Source organism: Leptothrix sp. (in: b-proteobacteria) (assembly GCF_965250675.1).
Taxonomy (GTDB): Bacteria; Pseudomonadota; Gammaproteobacteria; order Burkholderiales; family Burkholderiaceae_C; genus Sphaerotilus.
In genome coordinates this window covers 407,471-428,349 of sequence record NZ_CBDFPH010000008.1, presented here as the reverse complement: position 1 = coordinate 428,349, position 20,879 = coordinate 407,471, and the positions used below count along the sequence as shown (strand labels likewise).

Below are 20,879 nucleotides of genomic sequence, written 5' to 3'. Positions count from 1 at the left end.
TGGGCGTCAGCCGATCTTGAAGCGCGCCACGGACTGGCGCAGTTCCTCGGCAGTGCGTGACAGCTGGCGGACCAGCTGCGCGGTGGAGCGCGTGCCTTCGCCCGTCTGCTCGGTCACGGCAAAAATGTGCTGAATGTTCTGGGCCACCACGGTGGCGGAGTCGGCCTCGCGGCGGGCCTGGTTGGAGATTTCCTCGATCAGCTCGGCCAGGCGGCGCGCGACGCGGTCGATCTCGCTGAGTGCAGTGCCGGCGTTGTCCGACAGGCGTGCGCCTTCGACCACGCCTTGCGTCGAGCGCTCCATGGCAGCCACGGCGTCGGCGGTGTCGGTCTGGATGGTCTTGACCAGCACGGCGATCTGGCGCGTGGCGTCGCCCGAACGCTCGGCCAGCCGCTGAACTTCCTCGGCCACGACCGAGAAGCCGCGACCGGCGTCACCGGCCGAGGCGGCCTGGATGGCGGCGTTGAGCGCCAGCACGTTGGTCTGCTCGGTGATGTCGGAGATCAGCTCGGTGATCTCGCCGATCTCCTGCGACGACTCGCCCAGGCGCTTGATGCGCTTGGAGGTTTCCTGGATCTGCTCGCGCAGCGTGTTCATGCCGCTGATGGTGTCCTGCACCGCCGTCAGGCCCGAAGCCGCCGCCGTGAGCGACTCGTGTGCCACGTCGGCCGACTGCTGCGCCTGACCCGAGACCTGCTGGATGCGGCCGGCCATCTGCAGCACGGCCTCGCCGGTTTCGCGGATCTCGCGCAGCTGCTCGTCGGATGCCGCCAGCAGTTCGGTGGACGTGGCCTCGACCTGCTGGGTGGTGTCGGTCACGCGCGCGGCGGTGCCCTGCACCTGCGAGACCAGGCTGCGCAGTTCCTCGACGGTGTAGTTGACCGAGTCGGCGATGGCGCCGGTGATGTCCTCGGTCACGGTGGCCTGCTGGGTCAGGTCACCCTCGGCGACCGACTGCAACTCGTTCATCAGCCGCAGGATGGCGGCCTGGTTGGCGTCGTTGACGCGCTTGGCTTCGCGCTCCTGGCGCTCGGCCTCATGGCGCTGGGTGTCGGCGATGGCGGCGCGCTGGCGCTGCTCATGCGTGAACACCATCAACAGGCCGATGCCACCGATCACGCCCAGCAGCAGCGACGCGCCGAGCAGCAGCAGGCTCGACCAGCCCAGGCCACCCACCACCGAGAAACCGCCCCCGGCATCGACCAGCCCCAGGCGCAGCGGTTCGCTGTCGGCCAGCAGCGCCTGCTGGGCCTCGCGCACGGCAGCCAGCGCCGGCAGGTGGGTGGTCAGCGGCGTGAGCTGGGTACGCAGCGCTTGCTGGGCCTTGAGCACCACCGCCAGCTGATCGCGCAGCGTGGCGTCGCGGGCCGCGGCCAGCTTGGGCTCGGCGCCCCCGTCGAGCAGGCCCTGACCGAGCGCGCGCAGGGACTCCAGATCCTTGTCGATCTGCGCCAGCGCAGAGGCGGACGCGCCTTGCGTCGACAACGCATCGTTGGCCGTCTTGACCACCCGCTGCAGCAGATAACCCAGACGCGCGGCAGCCGCCACTTCAGCGGCGGGCGACTCCTGCTGCTGCTTGAAGGTCGCGATGACCTCGGCTGTGCCGAGCCAGCCCGGGGCCTCGCGGTTGATCGCCACCAGGCCTTGGCCGAACGGGGTCAGCCACGCCTCCTGCGAGCCGATGACGGCAGCGTTCTTTTCGGCCTTGTCGACCAGCGGCAGCAGCGGGTCGAGCTTGACCGGCGTGGCCGCACCCGCATCGCGCAAGTCGCGGACGCTGCGTGCCAGCAGATCAGCGGATTCACGCACTTCCGCCACGGCGCCGGGCGTGCCGCTCTGGGTCTGCAACACCGCCTTGGCAAGCCGTTGCGACTGCATCAGCGCCGTACCCATGGCACCGATCTGGGAGGCATTGCCCCCAGCCGAACGCACCGCCAGCACCGAAGCCAGCACCAGCCCGAGCACACCGAGCGTCAGCAGGATGCCGAGCAGGCGCTGCTGGCGATCCGACGACCAGCGCCCGATCAGCGGCAGGTTGGCGCCACCGCTGCGCACCAGCGGCGTGGGCCGCAGCGAGTCGCGCGCTGGCGCAAAGTTGGCGGCCATCACCGAGGGCGCCGCCTCGCTGATGATGGAGGGAGAGTCATCGGCCAGCGTGCTGGCGTTGCTCGAATCCTGGATGGTGTCCGGCACGTCACGGTGCTCTTCCATGACGGAATAAGCGTCGACGTAGGAGACCTCATCGGCCAGGTCGGCATCGCCACGGCGTTTGCCAAAGCCCTTGAGGGTGTCGATCAAGCTCATCCGCGCCTCGTCATAAGTCAGTTCATGGATCCCGGCGTCAGCCGGGGCGTCGGGGCGTCAATCGCCACCGACGATGCGCAGAAAGCGCTCGTCACGCGCCAGGGCGGCCAGCCGGATTTCCTGCCAGCGCCGCCCGGCCGCATCGCGGTAGGTGGCGCCCACGAAACCGGGGCAATCCTGCGGTGGCGGCGTGTCGTCCGACTCTAGCTGTTCCTGATTGCGCAGGCCCGCCAGCCGATCAACCAGCAGCGCGCCGTTGATCTCCAGGACCGGATTGAACGCCACCAGATGGCCTTGCTCGCGCACGGGAGGCGGTGTTTCGTGACGCAAGCCCAGAAATCCGGCCAGATCGGCCACGCCGGCCAGCACGCCGCGCAGATTGGAAACCCCCAGAAACCAGGACTGGGTGTGCGGCACGGGCAGCAGGCCGCCCGCCTGGAAGATTTCGCCGGCCTCGGCCAGCGGTAACAGAAAGCCGTAGCCGGCCGATTCGACCGCCAGCCAGCCGACGCTGCGCGGCGCCGACTGCGCCTCCTGCAGCCGCTCGGCCAGACGCCCTTGCAGGTCGCGTAATGCTTGCTTGTTGGCCATGGTGTCTGCCTCAGCCGAAGGCGCGGATCTTCTGCACGAGTTCGTCGGCGTTGACCGGTTTGACGACGTAGTCACGCGCGCCCTGGCGCATGCCCCAGACCTTGTCGGTCTCCTGGTTCTTGCTGGTGCACATGATCACCGGCACGTCGGCGTACTGCGGATCGCGCGTGATGGTGCGGGTGAGCTGGAAGCCGTTCTGGCCGGGCATCACCACGTCCATCAGGATCAGGTCGGGCTTTTCTTCGGCCAGACGGCGCAGGGCCTCATCGCCGTTTTCGGCGGTGCGAACCTTGAAGCCCTTGCGACTGAGCATGTCCGAGAGCACGTGCAACTCGGTCCTGGAGTCATCCACTAAGAGAATGTTGTGGATCGGCATGGCGGAAATCCCTTGCGCTGCGGTGGGTGACTCAGTACGAATCCGCCGGAGCAGTCGACGCCTTGCGGCTCGGCGCGTGGGCAGCCATCAGGCCACCACTCGCCGGTGTTGCTGCACGGCCTGCAGCAACTGATCCTTGGTGAATGGCTTGGTCAGGTAGTCCTGCGAGCCGACCATGCGCCCGCGCGCCTTGTCGAACAGGCCGTCCTTGGAGGACAGCATGATCACCGGCACCCCGGCGAACTCGGGGTTGCGCTTGATGATGGCGCAGGTCTGGTAGCCGTCAAGGCGCGGCATCAGGATGTCGCAGAAGATCACGTCGGGCCGGTAGTCGCTGACCTTGGCCAGCGCGTCGAAGCCGTCTTCGGCCAGCACCACTTCGCAGCCGCCTTGCTTGAGGAAAATCTCGGCACTGCGCCGGATCGTGTTGCTGTCATCAATGACCAGCACGCGCGCCACTTGCGGGTCGCGGTTGAGCCCGTTGGGGCTGGACAGGGTTTCCACGACGGCTGTTTCCTCGCTCTTGACGGCAGTGGTGCAATGCAGCGTCGCCTGAGCGACTAGATTTGCACCATCTCGAAGTCTTCCTTGCGGGCGCCGCACTCGGGGCAAACCCAGTTCATCGGCACATCGGCCCACGCGGTTCCGGGGGCGATGTCGTGCTCCGGATCTCCGGCAGCCTCGTCATAAATCCACCCGCAGATCAGGCACATCCAAGTAAGAGAAGGGCTCACGCTATATATTCAGCTTGACTACAATGGGTTGAGATTGTAGCGACGGGCTTTGGCAAAAAAACAAACGCCCGTGGGCACCTACGCAAGATTTCTCAGAAAGTCCTAGAGCTTTTCAGCCGGTGACCCTGAGCCCTGCCGCACACCGCGAATACCGCGCACTCCGACTGCGACTGATGAAGCCCACACCCCCCGAAACCCTTCCCATTCCCGACAGCGAAGATGAGCAGGACATGGGTTCGCCCGCCTGCGTCATGAGCTTCAACGCCAGCGACACCACCGGCGCCGGCGGCCTGTCGGCGGACATCGCCACCATCTCGGCCATGGGTGCGCATGCGCTGCCGGTGGTCACCACGATCGTGATGCGCGACACCGCCGAGGTCTTCGACCAGCACCTGATCGACGCCGACGTGGTGGTCGAGCAGGCTCGCAGCGTGCTCGAAGACCTGACCATCGCCGGCTGGAAGGTCGGCTTCCTGGGTTCGGCCGAGACGGTCGGCGCGGTGGCCGAGATCCTGTCGGACTACCCCGACGTGCCGCTGGTGACCTACCTGCCCAGCCTGTCGTGGATCGACGACGAGGACGCCTCGCAGTCCTACCACGACGCCCTGCGCGAACTGGTGCTGCCGCAGACCGAGGTGCTGGTGGGCAACCACAAGACGCTGGCCGACTTCCTGCTGCCCGAGTGGGAGTCCGAGCGCCCGCCCTCGGCGCGTGAACTGGCCGTGGCCGCCGGCGAGCATGGCACCAAGTACGTGCTGGTCACCGGCATGCCACTGCCCAACAACAACATCGACAACGTGCTGGCGTCGCCGCAAGGCGCCATCAGCGGCGAGAAGTTCGAGCGCTTCGAGGCCACCTTCATCGGCGCGGGCGACACGCTCTCGGCCGCGCTGGCCGCGCTGCTGGCCACCGGCGCCGAGCTGCACATGGCGATCTCCGAGGCGCTGGCGTTTCTCGACCAGGCGCTCGACTCGGGCTTCCGCCCGGGCATGGGCAATGTCGTGCCCGACCGCTTCTTCTGGGCCTTGCCCGAGGGCGAGGAAGAAGAAGGCGACGGCCTGGTCGACAGCGACGGCACCGACGCCGACATCGCGCCCAACCCGCGCAGCATCCACTGAAAACCCCAGCCTTGAGGACGCCGGCCCCGCGCCGGCGTTGATGCCTTGAACAACGCAGAACTGTTTGAGCGCGCGCAAGCGTGCATCCCCGGCGGCGTGAACTCGCCCGTGCGCGCCTTCCGCGCCGTCGGCGGCACGCCGCGCTTCATCGCCCGTGCCGAAGGCGCCTACATGTGGGACGCCGAAGGCCGGCGCTACATCGACTACATCGGCTCCTGGGGCCCGATGATCCTCGGCCACGGCCACCCCGCCGTGCTCGAAGCGGTGCAGAAGGCTGCGCTGGAAGGCTTCAGCTTCGGCGCGCCGACCGAGCGCGAGGTCGAACTAGCCGAAGAGATCATCAGCCTGGTGCCCAGCATCGAGCAGGTGCGCCTGGTCAGCTCCGGCACCGAAGCCGCCATGACCGCCATCCGGCTGGCACGCGGCGCCACCGGCCGCTCCAAGTTCATCAAGTTCGAGGGCTGCTACCACGGCCACGCCGACGCGCTGCTGGTGAAAGCCGGCTCGGGCCTGGCCACCTTCGGCAACCCGACCTCGTCGGGCGTGCCGCCCGAAGTGGTGCAGCACACGCTGGTGCTGGAGTTCAACAACCTTGAGCAACTGGAAGAGGCCTTCCAGCTGCACGGGCCGGAACTCGCCTGCGTGATGATCGAGCCGATCGCCGGCAACATGAACTTCGTGCGCACCCAGGTGCCGTTCATGAAGCGCCTGCGCGAGCTGTGCACCCAGCACGGCGCGCTGCTGGTGCTCGACGAGGTGATGAGCGGTTTCCGCGTCGCCCTCGGCAGTGCCCAGAGCCTCTACGCCGCCGCGATTCCGGGCTTTGCGCCCGACATCAGCGTGTTCGGCAAGGTCATCGGCGGCGGCATGCCGCTGGCGGCGTTCGGCGCCTCGCGCAAGATCATGAGCCACCTCGCCCCGCTCGGCACGGTCTACCAGGCCGGCACGCTCAGCGGCAACCCGATAGCCACCGCCTGCGGCCTGGCCACGCTGCGCGAAATCAGGAAGCCCGGCTTCTTCGAGGCCCTGTCGGCCAAGACCACCGCGCTGGTCGCCGGCCTGCAACTCGCGGCGGACGAGGCCGGGGTCGACTTCGTCGGCGACAGCCTGGGCGGCATGTTCGGCTTCTTCTTCATGAAGGAGCTGCCGCAGAACTACGGCGTGGTCATGACCACCGACAAGGACCGCTTCAACCGCTACTTCCACGGCATGCTCGACCACGGCGTGTACCTGGCGCCGGCGCTGTATGAAGCCGGCTTCGTCAGCGCCGCGCACACCGACGCCGACATTGCCGCCACGGTCGAAGCCGCCCGCGCCGCGTTGCGTGCCTGAACTGCGCCTGAACTCCCTTCGCCCGACGATGACCGACTCCCTTTTGCCTGACTCCGCCTCCGCCGTCGTTCCTCAAGAGCAGCCGCGCGCCTTCCGGCGCACCGGCCTGTTCGACTTCAACGGCCAGCCCGCCGTGCAACTGCGCTCGCCCGGCGGCGCCCAGGCGGTCGTGCTGCTGCACGGCGCGCAGGTGGTGTCGTGGCAGCCGGCCGGCGGCGAGGAGCAGCTCTACCTCTCGCCCACCGCGCACTACGGCAACGGTGGCGCCGTGCGCGGCGGCGTGCCGGTGATCTTCCCGCAGTTCGGCAACGAAGGACCGCTGCCCAAGCACGGCTTTGCGCGCGACCGCACCTGGACGCTCAACCAGGCCGAGGTGCGCGGCGAGCACGCCTTCGCCGTGCTGACCCTGACCGACGACGAAACCACCCGCGCCATCTGGCCGCACGCCTTCACGCTGGAGTTGACCGTGAGCGTCGACGGCTCGCGGCTGGAGATGGAGCTGGCGGTGGTCAACAACGGCGAGATGCCGATCGAGTTCCAGGCCTCGCTGCACACCTACCTGGCCTGCGCCGACGTGCGCCGCGCCCAGCTCGAAGGCCTGATGAGCCAGAACTACCAGGACATGGTGCTCGGCCAGCCGCGCCAGCAGTGGATCGACGTGGTCACCATCGCCCAGGAAATCGAGCGCATCTACTGGCAGGCACCCAGCGCGCTGCTGCTGCGCGAGATCGGCCGGCGCGTCAACATCGTCAGCAACGGCTTCGAGGACGTGGTGCTCTGGAACCCCGGCCCCGAGAAATGCGCTGCGCTGCCCGACATGCCCGACGACGACTGGCTCGGCATGCTCTGCGTCGAAGCCGCCCAGATCGGCAACCCGGTGCGGCTGGTGGCCGGCGAGGAATGGTCGGCCATGCAGACGCTGGTGGCGGCAAACTGACCGCCGCCCGCTGACGGACAGGCCGCTCAGGCCTGCCCGAAACTCACCCCGATCTCCCGCGCGCACACCAGCAGCGGGTGACCCGGCGGCACGCAGCGGTTGCGGCCTGCCACCGCCGCCAGCTCGACGCTGGTGAGCCGCCCGCCCTGCAACGTCACCATGCGGTTGAACTCGCCGCGCTGCACCAGATGCGCGGCCGCGTTGCCGTATTGCGTCGCCAGCACGCGGTCGAACGGCGTCGGGCGGCCGCCGCGCTGCACGTGGCCGAGCACGGTGGTGCGCACCTCGCTGTCGACCTGCGGCTGCAACTGCGCCCGCAGCACATGGCCGACGCCGCCCAGCCGCAGCGGGTCGGGGCTGCCCGGCACGGTGCGCTCCACCGTCAGGCCGCCGCCCTGCTCCGCCGCGCCTTCGGCGATGCAGATCACGGTGAAACGCTGGCGCTGCGCACGCTCACGGCAGACCGCCGCCACCGCCTCGACGCGGTAGGGCAACTCCGGCAGCAGGATCACGTCGGCCGCGCCGGCGATGCCCGCCTCCAGCGCAATCCAGCCGGCATAGCGGCCCATGGTCTCGACGATCATGACCCGGCCGTGGCTCTGGCCGGTGGTCTGCACGCGCTCCAGCGCATCGGTCACGGTGGCCACGGCGGTGTCGAAGCCGAAGCTGCGCTCGTTGTGCTCGATGTCGTTGTCGATGGTCTTGGGCACGCCCACCACCGGCAGGCCGCGCTGCGCCAGCGCATGGGCGATGGTCATGGTGCCGTCGCCGCCGATGGCCACCAGCGCCTGCAGCCCCAACTCCCGCGCGTAGGCCAGCACCGCGTCGGACACGTCCTGGCCTTTCCACGCGAACGGGCTGGCCGTGTTGCTGGTGCCCAGCACCGTGCCGCCGGTGGCCAGGATGCCGCTGACCGAGCGCCAGTCCAGCGGCCGCACGCGGCGCTCGATCAGGCCGAGAAAACCGTCCTCGATGCCGATGACCTCGGCGCCGCACTGGTGGATGAGCGACTTGGTCACCGCGCGGATCACCGCGTTCAGGCCGGGGCAGTCGCCGCCGCCGGTGAGCACGCCAATGCGCGGCGGGGAAGAGGCGATGTTCATCTGAGTCTCCTGGGCGGTGGGGCAAGCTCAATCCGGGGGCCGCATCGACTCCTAGAATCTGCCGATGCACATCCATATTCTCGGCATTTGCGGCACGTTCATGGGCGGGCTGGCCGCGCTCGCCCGCGAGGCGGGCCACCGCGTCACCGGCTGCGACGCCAACGTCTACCCGCCCATGAGCGACCAGCTGCGCGCGCTGGACATTGAGCTGATCGAAGGCTTCGGCGCCGATCAGCTGGCGTTGAAGCCCGATCTGTACGTGATCGGCAATGTCGTCAGCCGTGGCAACCCGCTGATGGAAGCCATTCTGGACGCCGGCGCGCCCTACACCAGCGGCCCGCAGTGGCTGGCTGAACACGTGCTGCAAGGCCGCCACGTGCTGGCCGTGGCCGGCACGCACGGCAAGACCACCACCACCGCGATGCTGGCCTGGGTGCTGGAGCACGCCGGGCTGCAGCCCGGCTTTCTGGTCGGCGGCGTGCCGCAGAACTTCGGCGTCTCGGCGCGGCTGGGCCAGGGAAAATGCTTCGTGATTGAAGCGGACGAGTACGACACCGCCTTCTTCGACAAGCGCAGCAAGTTCGTGCACTACCGGCCGCGCACCGCGATCCTGAACAACCTCGAATACGACCACGCCGACATCTTCCCGGACCTGGCCGCGATCGAAACCCAGTTCCACCACCTGGTGCGCACCGTGCCCGCCAGCGGCCGGCTGGTGGTCAACGCCCGCGAAGACAGCCTGCAGCGCGTGCTGACGCGCGGCTGCTGGAGCGAGGTGGTGCGTTTCGGCGCCAGGAAAGAGGAACCCGGTGCGCTGCGCGCCCGCGGTGAGCCGCATGCGTTCGACGTGCTGCGCGGCAGCATGAAAGTGGGCCGCGTCGACTGGGCGCTGCTGGGCGAGCACAACCAGCTCAACGCGCTGGCAGCCATCGCCGCAGCCGAACACGTCGGCGTGCCGCCCGAGGCCGCCGCCGCCGCACTGGCCAACTTCCAGAACGTGCGCCGCCGGCTGGAACTGCGCGGCGAGGTGATGGTGAACGGCGCAGCCATCAAGGTCTACGACGACTTCGCCCACCACCCGACCGCCATCCACACCACCGTCAACGGCCTGCGCCGCAAGGTCGGCGGCGCGCGCATCCTGGCCGTCTTCGAGCCGCGCTCCAACACCATGAAGCTCGGCACCATGGCGCAGCAGCTGCCGTGGGCGCTGGAGGAGGCCGACCTGAGCTTCTGCCACAGCGCCGGCCTGGGCTGGGACGCGGCTGCCGCGCTGGCGCCGCTGGGCGACCAGGCCCAGGTGCATGACCAGATCGACAAGCTGGTGGCGGCCGTCGTGCGCGCCGCCAAGCCCGGCGACCAGATCCTGTGCATGAGCAACGGCGGCTTCGGCGGCGTGCATGGCAAGCTGCTCGACGCCCTGGCCAAGCGCTGAACACGCGGCGAGCATGACGACGCATCTGCTGTATTTGCACGGCTTCCGCTCGTCGCCGCAGTCGACCAAGGCGCGCCAGATGGCCACCTGGGTCGCCGCGCACCGGCCCGACGTGCACTGGTGGTGCCCGCAATTGCCGCCGTCGCCACAGGCCGCGCTGGACTTGCTGCTGGCGGGCGTGGCCGACTGGCCGGCACAGACAAGCGCCGTGATCGGCAGTTCGCTGGGCGGCTTCTACGCCACCGTGGTGGCCGAGCGGCTGGGCTGGCCCGCGGTGCTGATCAACCCGGCCGTTTATCCGGCGCGCGACCTGGCCAAGTCCATCGGCGAGCAGACCAGCTGGCACGATCCGGCCGAGAGCTTCTTCTTCCAGCCCGGCTTCATCGACGAACTGCGCACCATGACGCCCGTCGCCCTGACGCAGCCCGAGCGCTACCTGGCCTTCATCGCCCAGGGCGACGAGGTGCTGGACTGGCGCGAAATGCACGCCCACTACGCCGCCAGCCCGATGGTGCTGATCGACGGCAGCGACCACGCGCTGAGCGATTTCGACGCGCACCTGCCGCGCCTGCTGAGTTTCCTGTCACTTCAACCCTGATCCCGGGACACATCCTCATGCGACTGCAAGACAAGGTTTCCATCATCACCGGCGCCGCCCAGGGCATCGGCCTGGCCACGGCGCTGAAGTTCGCCCGCGAAGGCGCCATCGTGATCGTCTGCGACATGAAGCAGGACAGCGTGGACGCGGCGGTGGCGCAGTGCCGTGAACTCGGTGCGCAATCGGAAGGCTTTGCCGTCAACGTCACCGACCGCGCGGCGGTCGACGCCATGGTCGCCGCCGTCAAGGCCAAGTTCGGTCGCATCGACACGCTGGTCAACAACGCCGGCATCACCCGCGACGCCCGGCTGCAGAAGATGACGATCGAGCAGTTCGACGCCGTCATCGACGTCAACCTGCGCGCGGTCTTCCACTGCGCCCAGGCGGTGGCCGACATCATGGTTGCGCAGGGCTCGGGCGTGATCCTGAACGCCAGCAGCGTGGTCGGCATCTACGGCAACTTCGGCCAGACCAACTACGCCGCCAGCAAGTTCGGCGTGATCGGCTTCACCAAGACCTGGAGCCGCGAACTCGGCCCCAAGGGCGTGCGCGTCAACGCGGTCGCGCCGGGCTTCATCGAGACGCCGATCCTGGCGACCATTCCCGACAAGGTGATGGCGCAGATGCGCGACGAGGTGCCACTCAAGCGCCTGGGCCGCCCCGAGGAAATCGCCAACGTCTACGCCTTCCTGGCCAGCGACGAGGCCAGCTACATCAACGGCGCGGTGATCGAGGTGGCTGGCGGGTTGACGGTGTGACGAACTGACGGACGGTCAGGCGGCCGGCGCTTCATCCAGGCCGTCAAAAATCTCGTCAGCCGCCAGCGTGACGCCCAGGCTGACGAACTCGACCTGTGCTGCACCCGTCAGGTCGTGCAGTGTGAACAGGCCGTCGGCGCCACGGCGGAACAGCTGCAACTCGCGCGTGTCGGGGTCGACCAGCAGGTATTCGCGCAAGCTGGCCAGGCGCCGGTAGAGCGTGAATTTCAGGCCCCGGTCGTAGGCCTGGGTCGAGGGCGACAGCACTTCAACCACCAGCGTCGGCGCGGTGAAGATCTGCTCGGTGCGCAGATCGGCGGCGTCGCAGGTGACGAAGACGTCGGGATAGAGGATGGCGTCGTCTGGCGTCTGCACCTTGGCAGAGTGCATGAAAGCTCGGGCGGGGTGCCCCCGAAGCTGCACCTTCAACGCCACCGCCAGATTGCCTTTCACTAAATTTTCGACCCGGCGGTCGTCCACCAGCGCACGCACGCGGCCCTGCACCCATTCGTGACGGCCGGGCTGCTCATCTTCCCAGTCCAGGTAGCTTGCAAGATCAATCGGCAGACGCTTGGTCAACATGCGCTGGATACTAGCCTCAGGGCCATCAGCGACAATCCCGCCCCTATGGCCCAGCTCTATGCCCTGTTTGATGAAGGCGGCAAGTTTCTTGCCGGTCGTGTGTTGTCCGAAGCGGAGAGCTCGATGCAAGTCGAGCTGGAGTCCGGCAAGCGGGTCAAGGTCAAGGCGGCCAATGTGCTGCTGCGCTTTGACAAGCCCGCGCCGGCCGAGCTGATCGCCCAGGGGGCGAAGCTGGCCGAGGAGATTGATCTCAACCTCGCCTGGGAATTCGCGCCCGAAGAGGACTTTGCCTTCGGCGACTTCGCCCGCGACTACTTCGACGCCGGCGCCGGCGTCACGCACCAGGCCGCTGCGCTGTTCAAGCTGCAGGCTGCGCCGCATTACTTCCGCCGCGCCGGCAAGGGCCAGTTCCGCAAGGCGCCTGAGGATATCGTCAAGGCCGCCCTGCTGGCGATCGAACGCAAGGCGCAGCAGGCCGCGCAGATCGAGGCCTGGGCGGGCGAGCTGATCGCTGGCAGCTGCCCGACGCCGGTGCGCGAGCAGCTCTACAAGATCCTGTTCAAACCCGACAAGAACGCGCCCGAATACAAGGCGGTGGTCGACGCGGCCAAGAAGGCGCAGCGTGCCCCGCTCGACCTGCTGCTGACGGCCGGCGCCATCAACAGCCCCTACCAGTTCCACTGGCAGCGCTTCCTGTTCGAGCAGTTCCCCAAGGGAGTCGGCTTCCCGGCCGCGCTCAGCGCACCGGCCATCAAGGACGAGCTGCCGCTGGCGGCGGTGCAGGCCTTCTCGGTCGACGATTCGGCCACGACCGAGATCGACGATGCGCTGTCGGTGCAAGGCCTGGGCACCGGCACGGTGATCTTCGGCGTGCACATTGCCGCGCCCGCGCTGGCGGTGCAGCCGGATTCGGCCATCGACAAGGTCGCGCGCGACCGCTTCTCCACCGTCTACATGCCGGGCTGGAAGCTGACCATGCTGCCCGACGACGTGGTGCAGAGCTACACGCTGATGGAAGGACGCGACTGCCCGGCCGTGTCCTTGTACGTGACCTTCGACGAGGCCACGCTGGAGGTCAAGGCGACCGAGACCCGCATCGAGCGCGTGCCGATTGCCGCCAACCTGAGGCATGACAAGCTCGACGCCGTCATCACCGAAGCCGCGCTGGAAGGCACGGCGCCAGCCGATTTCCCGTTCGCGGCCGAGCTGGGCTTCGGCTGGCGGCTGGCCAAGCACCTGAAAGCCGGGCGCGAGGTGGTGCGCGGCAAGCCCGAGAACTTCAACCGGGCCGACTACAACTTCAAGCTGGTCGACGCCGACGGCCACGCGCCGACGCTGCCGCCGCTGGGCGACGAAACCGTGCTGATCAGCGAACGCCGCCGTGGCGCGCCGCTCGACCTGATCGTGGCCGAGGCCATGATCCTGGCCAACAACACCTGGGGCGGCTGGCTCAACGAGCTGGGCGTGCCGGGCATCTACCGCAGTCAGGCCAGCATGGCGCCGGGCGTCAAGGTGCGCATGAGCACGCGCGCCCAGCCGCATGCCGGCATGGGCGTGGCGCACTACACCTGGGCCACGTCGCCGCTGCGGCGCTACGTCGACCTGGTCAACCAGTGGCAGATCATTGCCTGCGCCCGCCACGGCCGCACCGCCGCGCTGGCCGCGCCGTTCAAGCCCAAGGACACGGCGCTGTTCGCCATCATCAGCGGCTTCGACGCGGCCTACAGCGCCTACAACGACTACCAGCGCGGCATCGAGCGTTACTGGACGCTGCGCTGGCTGACGCAGAACGGCGTCACCGAGATCGAGGGCGCCGTCATGAAAGACGGCCTGGTGCGCGCCGACACCCTGCCGCTGGTACTGCGCGCCATGGGCGCCGAACAGCTGCCGCGCGGCGCCCGCGTGCGGGTGCGGCTGGGCGAGCCGGACCTGCTGACGCTGGACATCGGCGGCACCGTGAGCGTGCGCCTCGATGACCCGACCACCACGGCCGACGACGCCGTGATCGACGAGGACACCGAAGACAGCGCCGCCGAGGCCGCCGCACCGCTGACGCTGGCCATCGACGTGCAGGACGCCGACACCCCCGAGCCGGGCGACGCGGCAGCCGTCGCCACCGCCGCAGGCACGGCCTGAACGGCGGACATCCTCAAGGCAGAATCCCGCGTCATGCAGCGCCTGAAACAGCTCTCCACCCTGCAGATCGCGCTGCTGATCTCGGTCGCGCTGCACGCCGCGCTGCTGCTGTTGCGGGCGGTCGACCCGGCCGGGTTTGACCGCATCCTGCAGGACAGCCCGCTCGAAGTGGTGCTGGTCAACGCCAGCACAGCGTCCAAGCCGACCCAGGCGCAGGTGATCGCCCAGCGTGATCTGGCCGGAGGCGGCGAGGCGGCCCAGGGCCGCGCCACCTCGCCGCTGCCGCCCATGATGGCCAACCAGGCCGGCGACGCGCTGGAAGACACGCGCCGCCAGATCGAGGAGATGCAGGCGCAGCAGATGCTGCTGCTGGCCCAGGTCAAGCGCGAGCTGGCCGCGCTGCCCAAGCCCGACGCGCGCCAGCAGCAGGCCAGCACCACGACAGCGCAGCGGGCCGAGGAAGAGCGCCGCCGCCAGCTGCTGGCGCTGCTGGCGCAGATCGAGAAGCGCATCGAGGTCGAGAACGCCCGCCCGCGCCGCCGCTACGTCAGCCCGGCGGCGCGCGAAGGCGTGCACGCGATCTATTACGACAACCTGCGCCGCCGCATCGAAGACGTCGGCACGCGCAACTTCCCCGAATCCAACGGTGGCAAGCTCTACGGCGAGCTGACGATGCTGGTGGCCGTCAACACGCGCGGGGGGGTGGTGCAGGCCGAGATCATTCAGGGCTCGGGCAACAAGCTGCTCGACAAGCGCGCGCTCAGCATCGTGCGCAGCGCGGGCCCCTACGGCAGCTTCACGCCGGCGATGGAAGCGCGCTTCGATCAGCTGGCGTTTGTCTCGCGCTTCCGCTTCACCCGCGACGAGGGCCTGCGTGCCGCCGTCGAAGACGCCAGCGGGCGCTGATTTCCTTCCACACCCTGTCTTCTGCAGTTGCCACCATGGATCGTTACGCCGTCATCGGCCACCCGGTCGAGCACAGCCGCTCGCCGCACATTCAGCGCCTGTTTGCCGAGGCGACCGGCCAGGCCATCGACTACGGCCGCCTGCAGGCGCCGCTGGATGATTTCCTGGGCACCGTGCGCACGCTGCGCGCCGAAGGCGGCCGGGGCTGCAATGTGACGGTGCCTTTCAAGTTCGAGGCCTGGCAGCTGGCGCAGATGCACACGCCGCGTGCGCTGCTGGCGCAGGCCGCCAACACGCTGCGCTTCGACGGCGACCAGGTCAGCGCCGACAACACCGACGGCGTCGGCCTGGTGCGTGACCTGCAGAACAACGCCGGCTGCCCGCTGGCGGGCCAGCGCCTGCTGGTGATCGGTGCGGGCGGCGCGGCCGCTGGCGTGCTCGGACCGCTGATCGAGGCGCGGCCGGCCGAGCTGGTGCTGGTCAACCGCACGCTCGACAAGGCGCAGGCGCTGGTCGAGCGCCACCGCGCGCTGGCCGACCAGCACGGCGTGGCGCTGGTCGCCCGCAGTCTGGCCGACGCCGGCAGCGCGTTCGACGTCGTCATCAACGGCACCGCCAGCAGCCTGACCGGCGCGGCCGTGCCGGTGTCGGCCGCCGTGCTGCGCCCCGGCACGCTGGCGCTGGACATGATGTACGGCGCCGGTGCGCGCGGCTTCATGGCCTGGGCTGCTGCGCACGGCGCACAGGGCCGCGACGGCCTGGGCATGCTGGTGGAGCAGGCGGCCGAGTCCTTCCACTTCTGGCGCGGCGTGCGGCCCGACACCGCGCCGGTGCTGGCCGAGTTGCGCGCCCTGGTCGATGCCGCCTGATGGCGCTTAAGACCTTGCGCACCCACGCCTGGCGGCTGCTGGTCCTGCTGCTGGTGTGCTTTGTGGCGCTGCAGGGCTACTTTCTGGGCCGCATCGCGCTGATGCGCTGGGTCGACCCGGCGTCGACCAGCTTCGAGCGCAGCGAGATCGCCCGCCTGGCCGCCGAGCAGCACCAGGTCCTGTGGAGCCAGAGCTGGCGCCCGTACGCGCAGATCAGCAACTCGCTCAAACGCGCCGTGATCGCCAGCGAAGACGCCGGCTTTGCCGAGCACAGCGGCGTCGAATGGGACGCCATCGAGAAAGCCTGGGAACGCAACCAGCGTGCCGAAGCCCGGGCCGAGAAGCTCAACCAGAACCTGCAACGGCGCCAGCAGCAGGCCGAGACCCTGGCGCAGAAACGCGGCAAGACCGTGCCGGCCGCGCCGCGCCAGGTCGAGGCCAAGGTGGTGGGCGGCTCGACCATCAGCCAGCAGCTCGCCAAGAACCTGTTCCTGTCGGGCGAGCGCACCGCGCCGCGCAAGGCGCAGGAGTTCCTGATCACCTTCATGCTGGAAGCGCTGCTGCCCAAGCAGCGCATCCTGGAGATCTACCTAAACCACGTCGAATGGGGTGAGGGCGTCTTCGGCGCGCAGGCCGCCGCGCGCAACTACTTTCGCGTCGACGCCAGCCAGCTCAGTCCAAACCAGGCGGCCCGGCTGGCGGTGATGCTGCCGGCACCCAAGCGCTTCGAGAAGCGCCCGGACTCGGGCTATCTGCTGAGCCGTGCCGGCACGGTGGCCGCGCGCATGGGGGCGGTCGAGCTGCCGTGAGGTCGATTTGCAGGCCCCAGGCGGACGACATGAGCGCTCCCTAGAATCGCCGCCATGTCTGCAGAACTGACCGAAGAAATCGCCGCCCAGGCCGCCCGCCTGGTGGTCGAGGACGGCATGGAATACGGCCCGGCCAAGCGCCGCGCGCTGCGCGACCTGGGCCGGCACAGCGTCAAGCCCGGCCTGCTGCCCGACAACGATCAGGTCGAGGACGCCGTGCGCGAGTACCTGGCGCTGTTCTGCGCCGACACCCAGCCGGCCGAGCTGGCCGCGCTGCGCGGCGTGGCGGCGCTGTGGATGGCACGGCTGGCGGAGTTTCGCCCGCACCTGTGCGGCGCGGTCTGGCGCGGCACGGCCACGCGGCTGTCGTCCATCCACCTGCAGCTGTATTGCGATGACAGCAAGTCGGCCGAGATTGCGCTGCTCAACCAACGCGCCGACTACGACGTCGGCGCCACACGGGGGCCGCGCGGCGAGACCGTCGACGTGCTGAGCCTGGCGCACTACTGCGCCGAACTGGCCGAGCCGGTGACGGTGCACCTGACGGTGCTCGACCGCGATGACCTGCGCGGCGCGCTCAAGGCCGACAGCCGTGGCCGCAGCCCGCGCGGCGATCTGGCCGCGCTGCAGCGCCTGCTGCAGGCCGAGTCCGCCACCGCTTCCGCCCACTCCTCTTCAGAAAGCACCTCATGACGCAAGACACCGATCCGGCCCGCCGGCGCTTCTGGACGTTCGGCCTGGTGGCCGGTGCCAGCGCCGCCGCCGGCCTGGGCTGGCAATGGCTGCAGCCGGACGCCACGCCAGCCGCCGCCACCGACGCCGCAGCGCCCACCCCTGTGGCGGCAGCAGATGCTGCGGCCTCGTCCTCCGAGGGCGGCGACTGGTGGGCACAGCGCTTCGAGCGTCCCGAAGGCGGCGAACTGGCGCTGGCCGCGCTGCGCGGCCAGCCGCTGCTGGTGAATTTCTGGGCCACCTGGTGCCCGCCGTGCGTCAAGGAAATGCCGCAGCTCGACCGCTTTTCGCGCGAGAACAAGCAGGGCGTGCAGGTCATTGGCCTGGCGGTGGACGGCCCCACGCCCGTGCGTGAATTCCTGAAGAAGACGCCGGTGGGCTTCGGCATCGGGCTGGCGGGTTTTGCCGGCACCGAACTGGCGCGCGCACTGGGCAATCCGAGCGGTGGCCTGCCCTTCAGCGTGCTGTTCGATGCGCGCGGCGAGGTGGTACAGCGCAAGCTCGGCGAGACGAATCACGCCGAACTGATGCAGTGGGCAGACGCGCTGCGCGTGTAAGGATCGGGTAAAAAGCGCGCTGTCAAGTGCCGTTACGAACTGAAAAGCGCGTAAAGTCCGGGTTTCGTCTTTCAAACTCGCATCATTCATACGCATCGCCCATATCCAGGGCGAGCGGTGCCCCGGCACCGCGCCGCATGAACCACGCATGAATCAGGTCGGGCCGACACCGTGGGGTGGCGTGCCGCGACGCTGCCAACTCAAGAATACGGAGCCCCCCGCATGGACCTTCGCAAGCTCAAGACCCTGATCGACCTGGTGTCGGAATCGAACGTCTCGGAATTGGAGATCACCGAAGCCGACGGCAAGGTGCGCATCGTCAAGAGCAGCCCGCAAGCTGCCGGCATGGTGACCATGGTGCCGCAATACGCAGCCCCTCAGCAGGCCGCAGCGCCCGTGGCGCCAGCCGCCGCAGCCGTTGCGGCTGCACCCGTGGCCGCCGCTGCCCCGAGTGGGCATGTGGTCAAGTCGCCCATGGTCGGCACGTTCTACCGCGCGGCCAACCCGGGCGCCAAGCCGCTGGTCGACGTCGGCCAGCAGGTCAAGGAAGGCCAGGCGGTGTGCATCATCGAGGCCATGAAGATCATGAACGAGATCGACAGCGACATCGCCGGCACCATCACCAAGGTGCTGGTCGACAACGGTCAGGCGGTCGAGTACGGCCAGCCGCTGTTCATCGTCGAGTAAGGCGGCGGCGATGTTCAAGAAACTCCTGATCGCCAACCGAGGCGAGATCGCGCTGCGCATTCAGCGCGCCTGCCGCGAAATGGGCATCCAGGCGGTGGTGGTGTACTCCGAAGCCGACCGCGAGGCCAAGTACGTCAAGCTCGCCGACGAGGCGGTCTGCATCGGCCCGGCCGCCTCGGCGCGCAGCTACCTCAACATGCCGGCGATCATCGCCGCAGCCGAGGTCACCGACGCCGAAGCCATCCACCCCGGCTACGGGTTCCTGTCGGAGAACGCCGACTTTGCCGAGCGGGTCGAGAAAAGCGGCTTCGCCTTCATCGGTCCGCGCCCCGAGTCGATCCGCCTGATGGGCGACAAGGTCTCGGCCAAGGACGCCATGGTCAAGGCCGGCGTTCCCACGGTGCCAGGCGTGCCGGGCGCGCTGCCTGAGGACCCGCAGGAGATCGTGCGCATCGGCCGTGAGATCGGCTACCCGGTCATCATCAAGGCCGCCGGCGGCGGCGGTGGCCGTGGCATGCGCGTGGTGCACACCGAGGCGGCGCTGCTACACGCGGTGGAAACCACCCGTGCCGAAGCGGGTGCCGCGTTCGGCAACCCGGCGGTGTACATGGAGAAGTTCCTCGAGAACCCGCGCCACATCGAGATCCAGGTGCTCTCCGACACCCACGGCCACGCCGTGTGGCTGGGCGAGCGCGACTGCTCGATGCAGCGCCGCCACCAGAAGATCATCGAAGAGGCACCCGCGCCGGGCATCCCGCGCAAGGTGATCGAGAAGATCGGCGAACGCTGTGCCAACGCGTGCAAGAAGATCGGCTACCGCGGCGCAGGCACTTTCGAGTTCCTGTTCGAGAACGGCGAGTTCTACTTCATCGAGATGAACACGCGCGTGCAGGTCGAGCACCCGGTGACCGAGTTGGTCACCGGCATCGACATCGTGCAGCAGCAGATCCGCATCGCCGCCGGCGAGCCGCTCGGCTTCACGCAGAAGCAGGTGCAGGTGCGCGGCCATTCGATCGAATGCCGCATCAACGCCGAGGATCCCTATACCTTCATGCCCTCGCCGGGCCGCATCTCGATGTGGCACCCGCCGGGCGGCCCGGGGGTGCGGGTCGACTCGCACGCCTACACCAACTACTTCGTCCCGCCCAACTACGACTCGATGATCGGCAAGATCATCGTGCACGGCGACACCCGCGAGCAGGCCCTGGCCCGCATGCGCAGTGCGTTGAGCGAGACGCTGGTCGAGGGCATTTCCACCAACATCCCGCTGCACCGCGAGTTGATGTCGGACGCCGCCTTCATGGAAGGCGGCACCAACATCCACTACCTGGAAGGCTGGATGGAGCAGCGCAAGAAGCGCTGAACGGTCGGCACAGGCGACAGGCACAAGGGCTGAAATGGTTGAGTTGATGTTGCTGGCGGAAGCCAGCGAAGTGGAAGCGATCTCGGACGCGCTGATGGAGTTGGACGCGCTGGCGGTCACGGTGGAAGACGCCGACGCCGACACGCCCGACGAGGCGCCGATCTTCGGCGAGCCGGGCATGCCCGCGACGCTGGGTGAGCAGATCCGCGGCTGGCGCCACTCGGTGCTCAAGGTGCTGTTCGACGACGAGGCCACTGCCACCGAAGCCGCCACCACGCTGCTGGCCGAAGGCAGCTTCGGCGAGTTGCACGTGCAAGGCCTGCAGACCGTGGCCGAGCAGGACTGGGTGCGCCTGACGCAAAGCCAGTTCGACCCGGTGCCCATCACCGACCACTTCTGGATCGTGCCGACCTGGCACGAAGTGCCGGCCCAGGCCGAGCGCGTCATGCGCCTCGACCCGGGTCTGGCCTTCGGCACCGGCACGCACCCGACCACGCGCATGTGCCTGCGCTGGATCGCCCGCTACGCCGACACCACCGCGCCCTGGCCGCGCGTGCTCGACTACGGCTGCGGCTCGGGCATCCTGGCCATCGGCGCGGGCCTGCATGGCGCCCAGGGCATCGACGCGGTCGACATCGACCCGGCTGCGGTGGAATCCACCGTCGCCAACGCCCACGCCAACCACGTCAGCCTGACCGCCGGCCTGCCCGACAAGGCGCAGGGCGAGTACCCGGTCGTGCTGGCCAACATCCTGTCGGCGCCGCTCAAGCTGCTGGCGCCACTGCTGTGCGGCCATGTCGCGCCCGGTGGCGCGCTGGTGCTGGCCGGCATTCTGGAGCGCCAGACCGATGAACTGATCGCCGCCTACGCGCCCTGGCTGGCGATGCAGGTAAGCGACAGCGAGGACGGCTGGATCCTGCTTACCGGCGTCAAGCCGCTGTAATCAAGCCGACCG

22 protein-coding genes are annotated in these 20,879 nt (G+C 68.7%); 15 read left to right on the top strand and 7 right to left on the bottom strand.

The genetic code is table 11. From position 1 onward, the window contains the following. Positions 1-6 precede the first annotated feature (6 nt). The 5 genes from AC5IG3_RS11250 to AC5IG3_RS11230 all read right to left on the bottom strand — a co-directional run bounded on the left by AC5IG3_RS11250 (position 7) and on the right by AC5IG3_RS11230 (position 3,984). Positions 7-2,304 carry a methyl-accepting chemotaxis protein gene (locus AC5IG3_RS11250; RefSeq protein ID WP_491906393.1) on the bottom strand — a complete coding sequence of 766 codons (2,298 nt, stop codon included), beginning with the start codon at positions 2,302-2,304 and terminating at the stop codon, positions 7-9. Positions 2,305-2,361: 57 nt separating this feature from the next. Next, the gene (locus tag AC5IG3_RS11245; RefSeq protein WP_491906392.1) at positions 2,362-2,895 is read right to left on the bottom strand and encodes a chemotaxis protein CheW; all 534 of its coding nucleotides are present in this window, start codon (positions 2,893-2,895) and stop codon (positions 2,362-2,364) included. Between the two features lie 10 nt (positions 2,896-2,905). Continuing rightward, positions 2,906-3,271, bottom strand: coding sequence for a response regulator (locus tag AC5IG3_RS11240; RefSeq protein ID WP_491906391.1), 366 nt, complete (start codon positions 3,269-3,271; stop codon positions 2,906-2,908). An 87-nt stretch (positions 3,272-3,358) separates the two neighbouring features. Further along, positions 3,359-3,775, bottom strand: coding sequence for a response regulator (locus AC5IG3_RS11235; RefSeq protein WP_491906390.1), 417 nt, complete (start codon positions 3,773-3,775; stop codon positions 3,359-3,361). Positions 3,776-3,831: 56 nt separating this feature from the next. Then, positions 3,832-3,984 (bottom strand): rubredoxin, encoded by a 153-nt coding sequence (locus AC5IG3_RS11230; RefSeq protein ID WP_491906778.1) that lies wholly within the window; start codon positions 3,982-3,984, stop codon positions 3,832-3,834. Between the two features lie 194 nt (positions 3,985-4,178). Between AC5IG3_RS11230 and thiD the strand changes: the two genes are divergently transcribed. The 3 genes from thiD to AC5IG3_RS11215 are packed head-to-tail and all read left to right on the top strand — an operon-like array spanning position 4,179 to position 7,392. After that, positions 4,179-5,123, top strand: a complete 945-nt coding sequence (gene thiD, locus AC5IG3_RS11225; RefSeq protein WP_491906389.1) for a bifunctional hydroxymethylpyrimidine kinase/phosphomethylpyrimidine kinase — start codon at positions 4,179-4,181, stop codon at positions 5,121-5,123. Positions 5,124-5,168: 45 nt separating this feature from the next. Beyond that, the gene (hemL, locus tag AC5IG3_RS11220) at positions 5,169-6,455 is read left to right on the top strand and encodes a glutamate-1-semialdehyde 2,1-aminomutase (RefSeq protein ID WP_491906388.1); all 1,287 of its coding nucleotides are present in this window, start codon (positions 5,169-5,171) and stop codon (positions 6,453-6,455) included. Between the two features lie 28 nt (positions 6,456-6,483). Then, complete coding sequence (locus AC5IG3_RS11215) at positions 6,484-7,392, top strand: D-hexose-6-phosphate mutarotase (RefSeq protein WP_491906387.1); 909 nt, start codon at positions 6,484-6,486, stop codon at positions 7,390-7,392. Positions 7,393-7,418: 26 nt separating this feature from the next. On the opposite strand, the gene AC5IG3_RS11210 is transcribed toward AC5IG3_RS11215, so the two are convergent. Then, positions 7,419-8,495 (bottom strand): 6-phosphofructokinase, encoded by a 1,077-nt coding sequence (locus AC5IG3_RS11210; protein WP_491906386.1) that lies wholly within the window; start codon positions 8,493-8,495, stop codon positions 7,419-7,421. A 64-nt stretch (positions 8,496-8,559) separates the two neighbouring features. Between AC5IG3_RS11210 and mpl the strand changes: the two genes are divergently transcribed. Genes mpl through fabG form a run of 3 tightly spaced genes read left to right on the top strand, consistent with a single transcriptional unit; the run spans position 8,560 to position 11,283 of the window. After that, on the top strand, positions 8,560-9,927 hold the full coding sequence (mpl, locus tag AC5IG3_RS11205) for a UDP-N-acetylmuramate:L-alanyl-gamma-D-glutamyl-meso-diaminopimelate ligase (protein ID WP_491906385.1): 1,368 nt from the start codon (positions 8,560-8,562) through the stop codon (positions 9,925-9,927). 13 nt (positions 9,928-9,940) lie between these two features. Further along, positions 9,941-10,525 (top strand): YqiA/YcfP family alpha/beta fold hydrolase, encoded by a 585-nt coding sequence (locus AC5IG3_RS11200; RefSeq protein WP_491906384.1) that lies wholly within the window; start codon positions 9,941-9,943, stop codon positions 10,523-10,525. A gap of 17 nt (positions 10,526-10,542) precedes the next feature. Continuing rightward, the gene (gene fabG, locus AC5IG3_RS11195; RefSeq protein ID WP_491906383.1) at positions 10,543-11,283 is read left to right on the top strand and encodes a 3-oxoacyl-ACP reductase FabG; all 741 of its coding nucleotides are present in this window, start codon (positions 10,543-10,545) and stop codon (positions 11,281-11,283) included. A 15-nt stretch (positions 11,284-11,298) separates the two neighbouring features. Here fabG and AC5IG3_RS11190 read toward each other — a convergent pair whose 3' ends face one another. Beyond that, positions 11,299-11,865, bottom strand: coding sequence for a Uma2 family endonuclease (locus AC5IG3_RS11190; RefSeq protein WP_491906382.1), 567 nt, complete (start codon positions 11,863-11,865; stop codon positions 11,299-11,301). Positions 11,866-11,910: 45 nt separating this feature from the next. Between AC5IG3_RS11190 and AC5IG3_RS11185 the strand changes: the two genes are divergently transcribed. The 9 genes from AC5IG3_RS11185 to prmA all read left to right on the top strand — a co-directional run bounded on the left by AC5IG3_RS11185 (position 11,911) and on the right by prmA (position 20,867). Beyond that, positions 11,911-14,001, top strand: a complete 2,091-nt coding sequence (locus tag AC5IG3_RS11185) for a ribonuclease catalytic domain-containing protein (protein ID WP_491906381.1) — start codon at positions 11,911-11,913, stop codon at positions 13,999-14,001. Positions 14,002-14,034: 33 nt separating this feature from the next. Further along, positions 14,035-14,907, top strand: coding sequence for an energy transducer TonB (locus AC5IG3_RS11180; RefSeq protein WP_491906380.1), 873 nt, complete (start codon positions 14,035-14,037; stop codon positions 14,905-14,907). Positions 14,908-14,942: 35 nt separating this feature from the next. Further along, the gene (aroE, locus tag AC5IG3_RS11175; RefSeq protein WP_491906379.1) at positions 14,943-15,776 is read left to right on the top strand and encodes a shikimate dehydrogenase; all 834 of its coding nucleotides are present in this window, start codon (positions 14,943-14,945) and stop codon (positions 15,774-15,776) included. Further along, on the top strand, positions 15,776-16,585 hold the full coding sequence (locus tag AC5IG3_RS11170; RefSeq protein WP_491906378.1) for a transglycosylase domain-containing protein: 810 nt from the start codon (positions 15,776-15,778) through the stop codon (positions 16,583-16,585). Before aroE ends, AC5IG3_RS11170 begins: the two co-directional genes overlap by 1 nt. Before the next feature lie 54 nt (positions 16,586-16,639). Beyond that, on the top strand, positions 16,640-17,278 hold the full coding sequence (locus AC5IG3_RS11165; protein ID WP_491906377.1) for a hypothetical protein: 639 nt from the start codon (positions 16,640-16,642) through the stop codon (positions 17,276-17,278). Further along, on the top strand, positions 17,275-17,874 hold the full coding sequence (locus tag AC5IG3_RS11160) for a TlpA family protein disulfide reductase (RefSeq protein WP_491906376.1): 600 nt from the start codon (positions 17,275-17,277) through the stop codon (positions 17,872-17,874). The genes AC5IG3_RS11165 and AC5IG3_RS11160 overlap by 4 nt, the downstream gene beginning before the upstream one ends. A 222-nt stretch (positions 17,875-18,096) precedes the next feature. After that, positions 18,097-18,561, top strand: a complete 465-nt coding sequence (accB, locus tag AC5IG3_RS11155; protein ID WP_491906375.1) for an acetyl-CoA carboxylase biotin carboxyl carrier protein — start codon at positions 18,097-18,099, stop codon at positions 18,559-18,561. Positions 18,562-18,571: 10 nt separating this feature from the next. Further along, entirely contained in the window at positions 18,572-19,924 is a 1,353-nt protein-coding gene (gene accC / locus AC5IG3_RS11150) for an acetyl-CoA carboxylase biotin carboxylase subunit (protein ID WP_491906374.1), read from the top strand. A 34-nt stretch (positions 19,925-19,958) separates the two neighbouring features. After that, positions 19,959-20,867 (top strand): 50S ribosomal protein L11 methyltransferase, encoded by a 909-nt coding sequence (gene prmA / locus AC5IG3_RS11145; RefSeq protein WP_491906373.1) that lies wholly within the window; start codon positions 19,959-19,961, stop codon positions 20,865-20,867. Positions 20,868-20,879: the final 12 nt, after the last annotated feature.

Bases quoted from the DNA above. Each gene is read 5' to 3' on its own strand.
- AC5IG3_RS11250 (WP_491906393.1), bottom strand. From the start codon at position 2,304: ATGAGCTTGATCGACACCCTCAAGGGCTTTGGCAAACGCCGTGGCGAT.
- AC5IG3_RS11245 (WP_491906392.1), bottom strand. From the start codon at position 2,895: ATGGCCAACAAGCAAGCATTACGCGACCTGCAAGGGCGTCTGGCCGAG.
- AC5IG3_RS11240 (WP_491906391.1), bottom strand. From the start codon at position 3,271: ATGCCGATCCACAACATTCTCTTAGTGGATGACTCCAGGACCGAGTTG.
- AC5IG3_RS11230 (WP_491906778.1), bottom strand. From the start codon at position 3,984: ATGTGCCTGATCTGCGGGTGGATTTATGACGAGGCTGCCGGAGATCCG.
- thiD (WP_491906389.1), top strand. From the start codon at position 4,179: ATGAAGCCCACACCCCCCGAAACCCTTCCCATTCCCGACAGCGAAGAT.
- AC5IG3_RS11215 (WP_491906387.1), top strand. From the start codon at position 6,484: ATGACCGACTCCCTTTTGCCTGACTCCGCCTCCGCCGTCGTTCCTCAA.
- AC5IG3_RS11210 (WP_491906386.1), bottom strand. From the start codon at position 8,495: ATGAACATCGCCTCTTCCCCGCCGCGCATTGGCGTGCTCACCGGCGGC.
- mpl (WP_491906385.1), top strand. From the start codon at position 8,560: ATGCACATCCATATTCTCGGCATTTGCGGCACGTTCATGGGCGGGCTG.
- AC5IG3_RS11200 (WP_491906384.1), top strand. From the start codon at position 9,941: ATGACGACGCATCTGCTGTATTTGCACGGCTTCCGCTCGTCGCCGCAG.
- fabG (WP_491906383.1), top strand. From the start codon at position 10,543: ATGCGACTGCAAGACAAGGTTTCCATCATCACCGGCGCCGCCCAGGGC.
- AC5IG3_RS11190 (WP_491906382.1), bottom strand. From the start codon at position 11,865: ATGTTGACCAAGCGTCTGCCGATTGATCTTGCAAGCTACCTGGACTGG.
- AC5IG3_RS11185 (WP_491906381.1), top strand. From the start codon at position 11,911: ATGGCCCAGCTCTATGCCCTGTTTGATGAAGGCGGCAAGTTTCTTGCC.
- AC5IG3_RS11180 (WP_491906380.1), top strand. From the start codon at position 14,035: ATGCAGCGCCTGAAACAGCTCTCCACCCTGCAGATCGCGCTGCTGATC.
- aroE (WP_491906379.1), top strand. From the start codon at position 14,943: ATGGATCGTTACGCCGTCATCGGCCACCCGGTCGAGCACAGCCGCTCG.
- AC5IG3_RS11170 (WP_491906378.1), top strand. From the start codon at position 15,776: ATGGCGCTTAAGACCTTGCGCACCCACGCCTGGCGGCTGCTGGTCCTG.
- AC5IG3_RS11165 (WP_491906377.1), top strand. From the start codon at position 16,640: ATGTCTGCAGAACTGACCGAAGAAATCGCCGCCCAGGCCGCCCGCCTG.
- AC5IG3_RS11160 (WP_491906376.1), top strand. From the start codon at position 17,275: ATGACGCAAGACACCGATCCGGCCCGCCGGCGCTTCTGGACGTTCGGC.
- accB (WP_491906375.1), top strand. From the start codon at position 18,097: ATGGACCTTCGCAAGCTCAAGACCCTGATCGACCTGGTGTCGGAATCG.
- accC (WP_491906374.1), top strand. From the start codon at position 18,572: ATGTTCAAGAAACTCCTGATCGCCAACCGAGGCGAGATCGCGCTGCGC.
- prmA (WP_491906373.1), top strand. From the start codon at position 19,959: ATGGTTGAGTTGATGTTGCTGGCGGAAGCCAGCGAAGTGGAAGCGATC.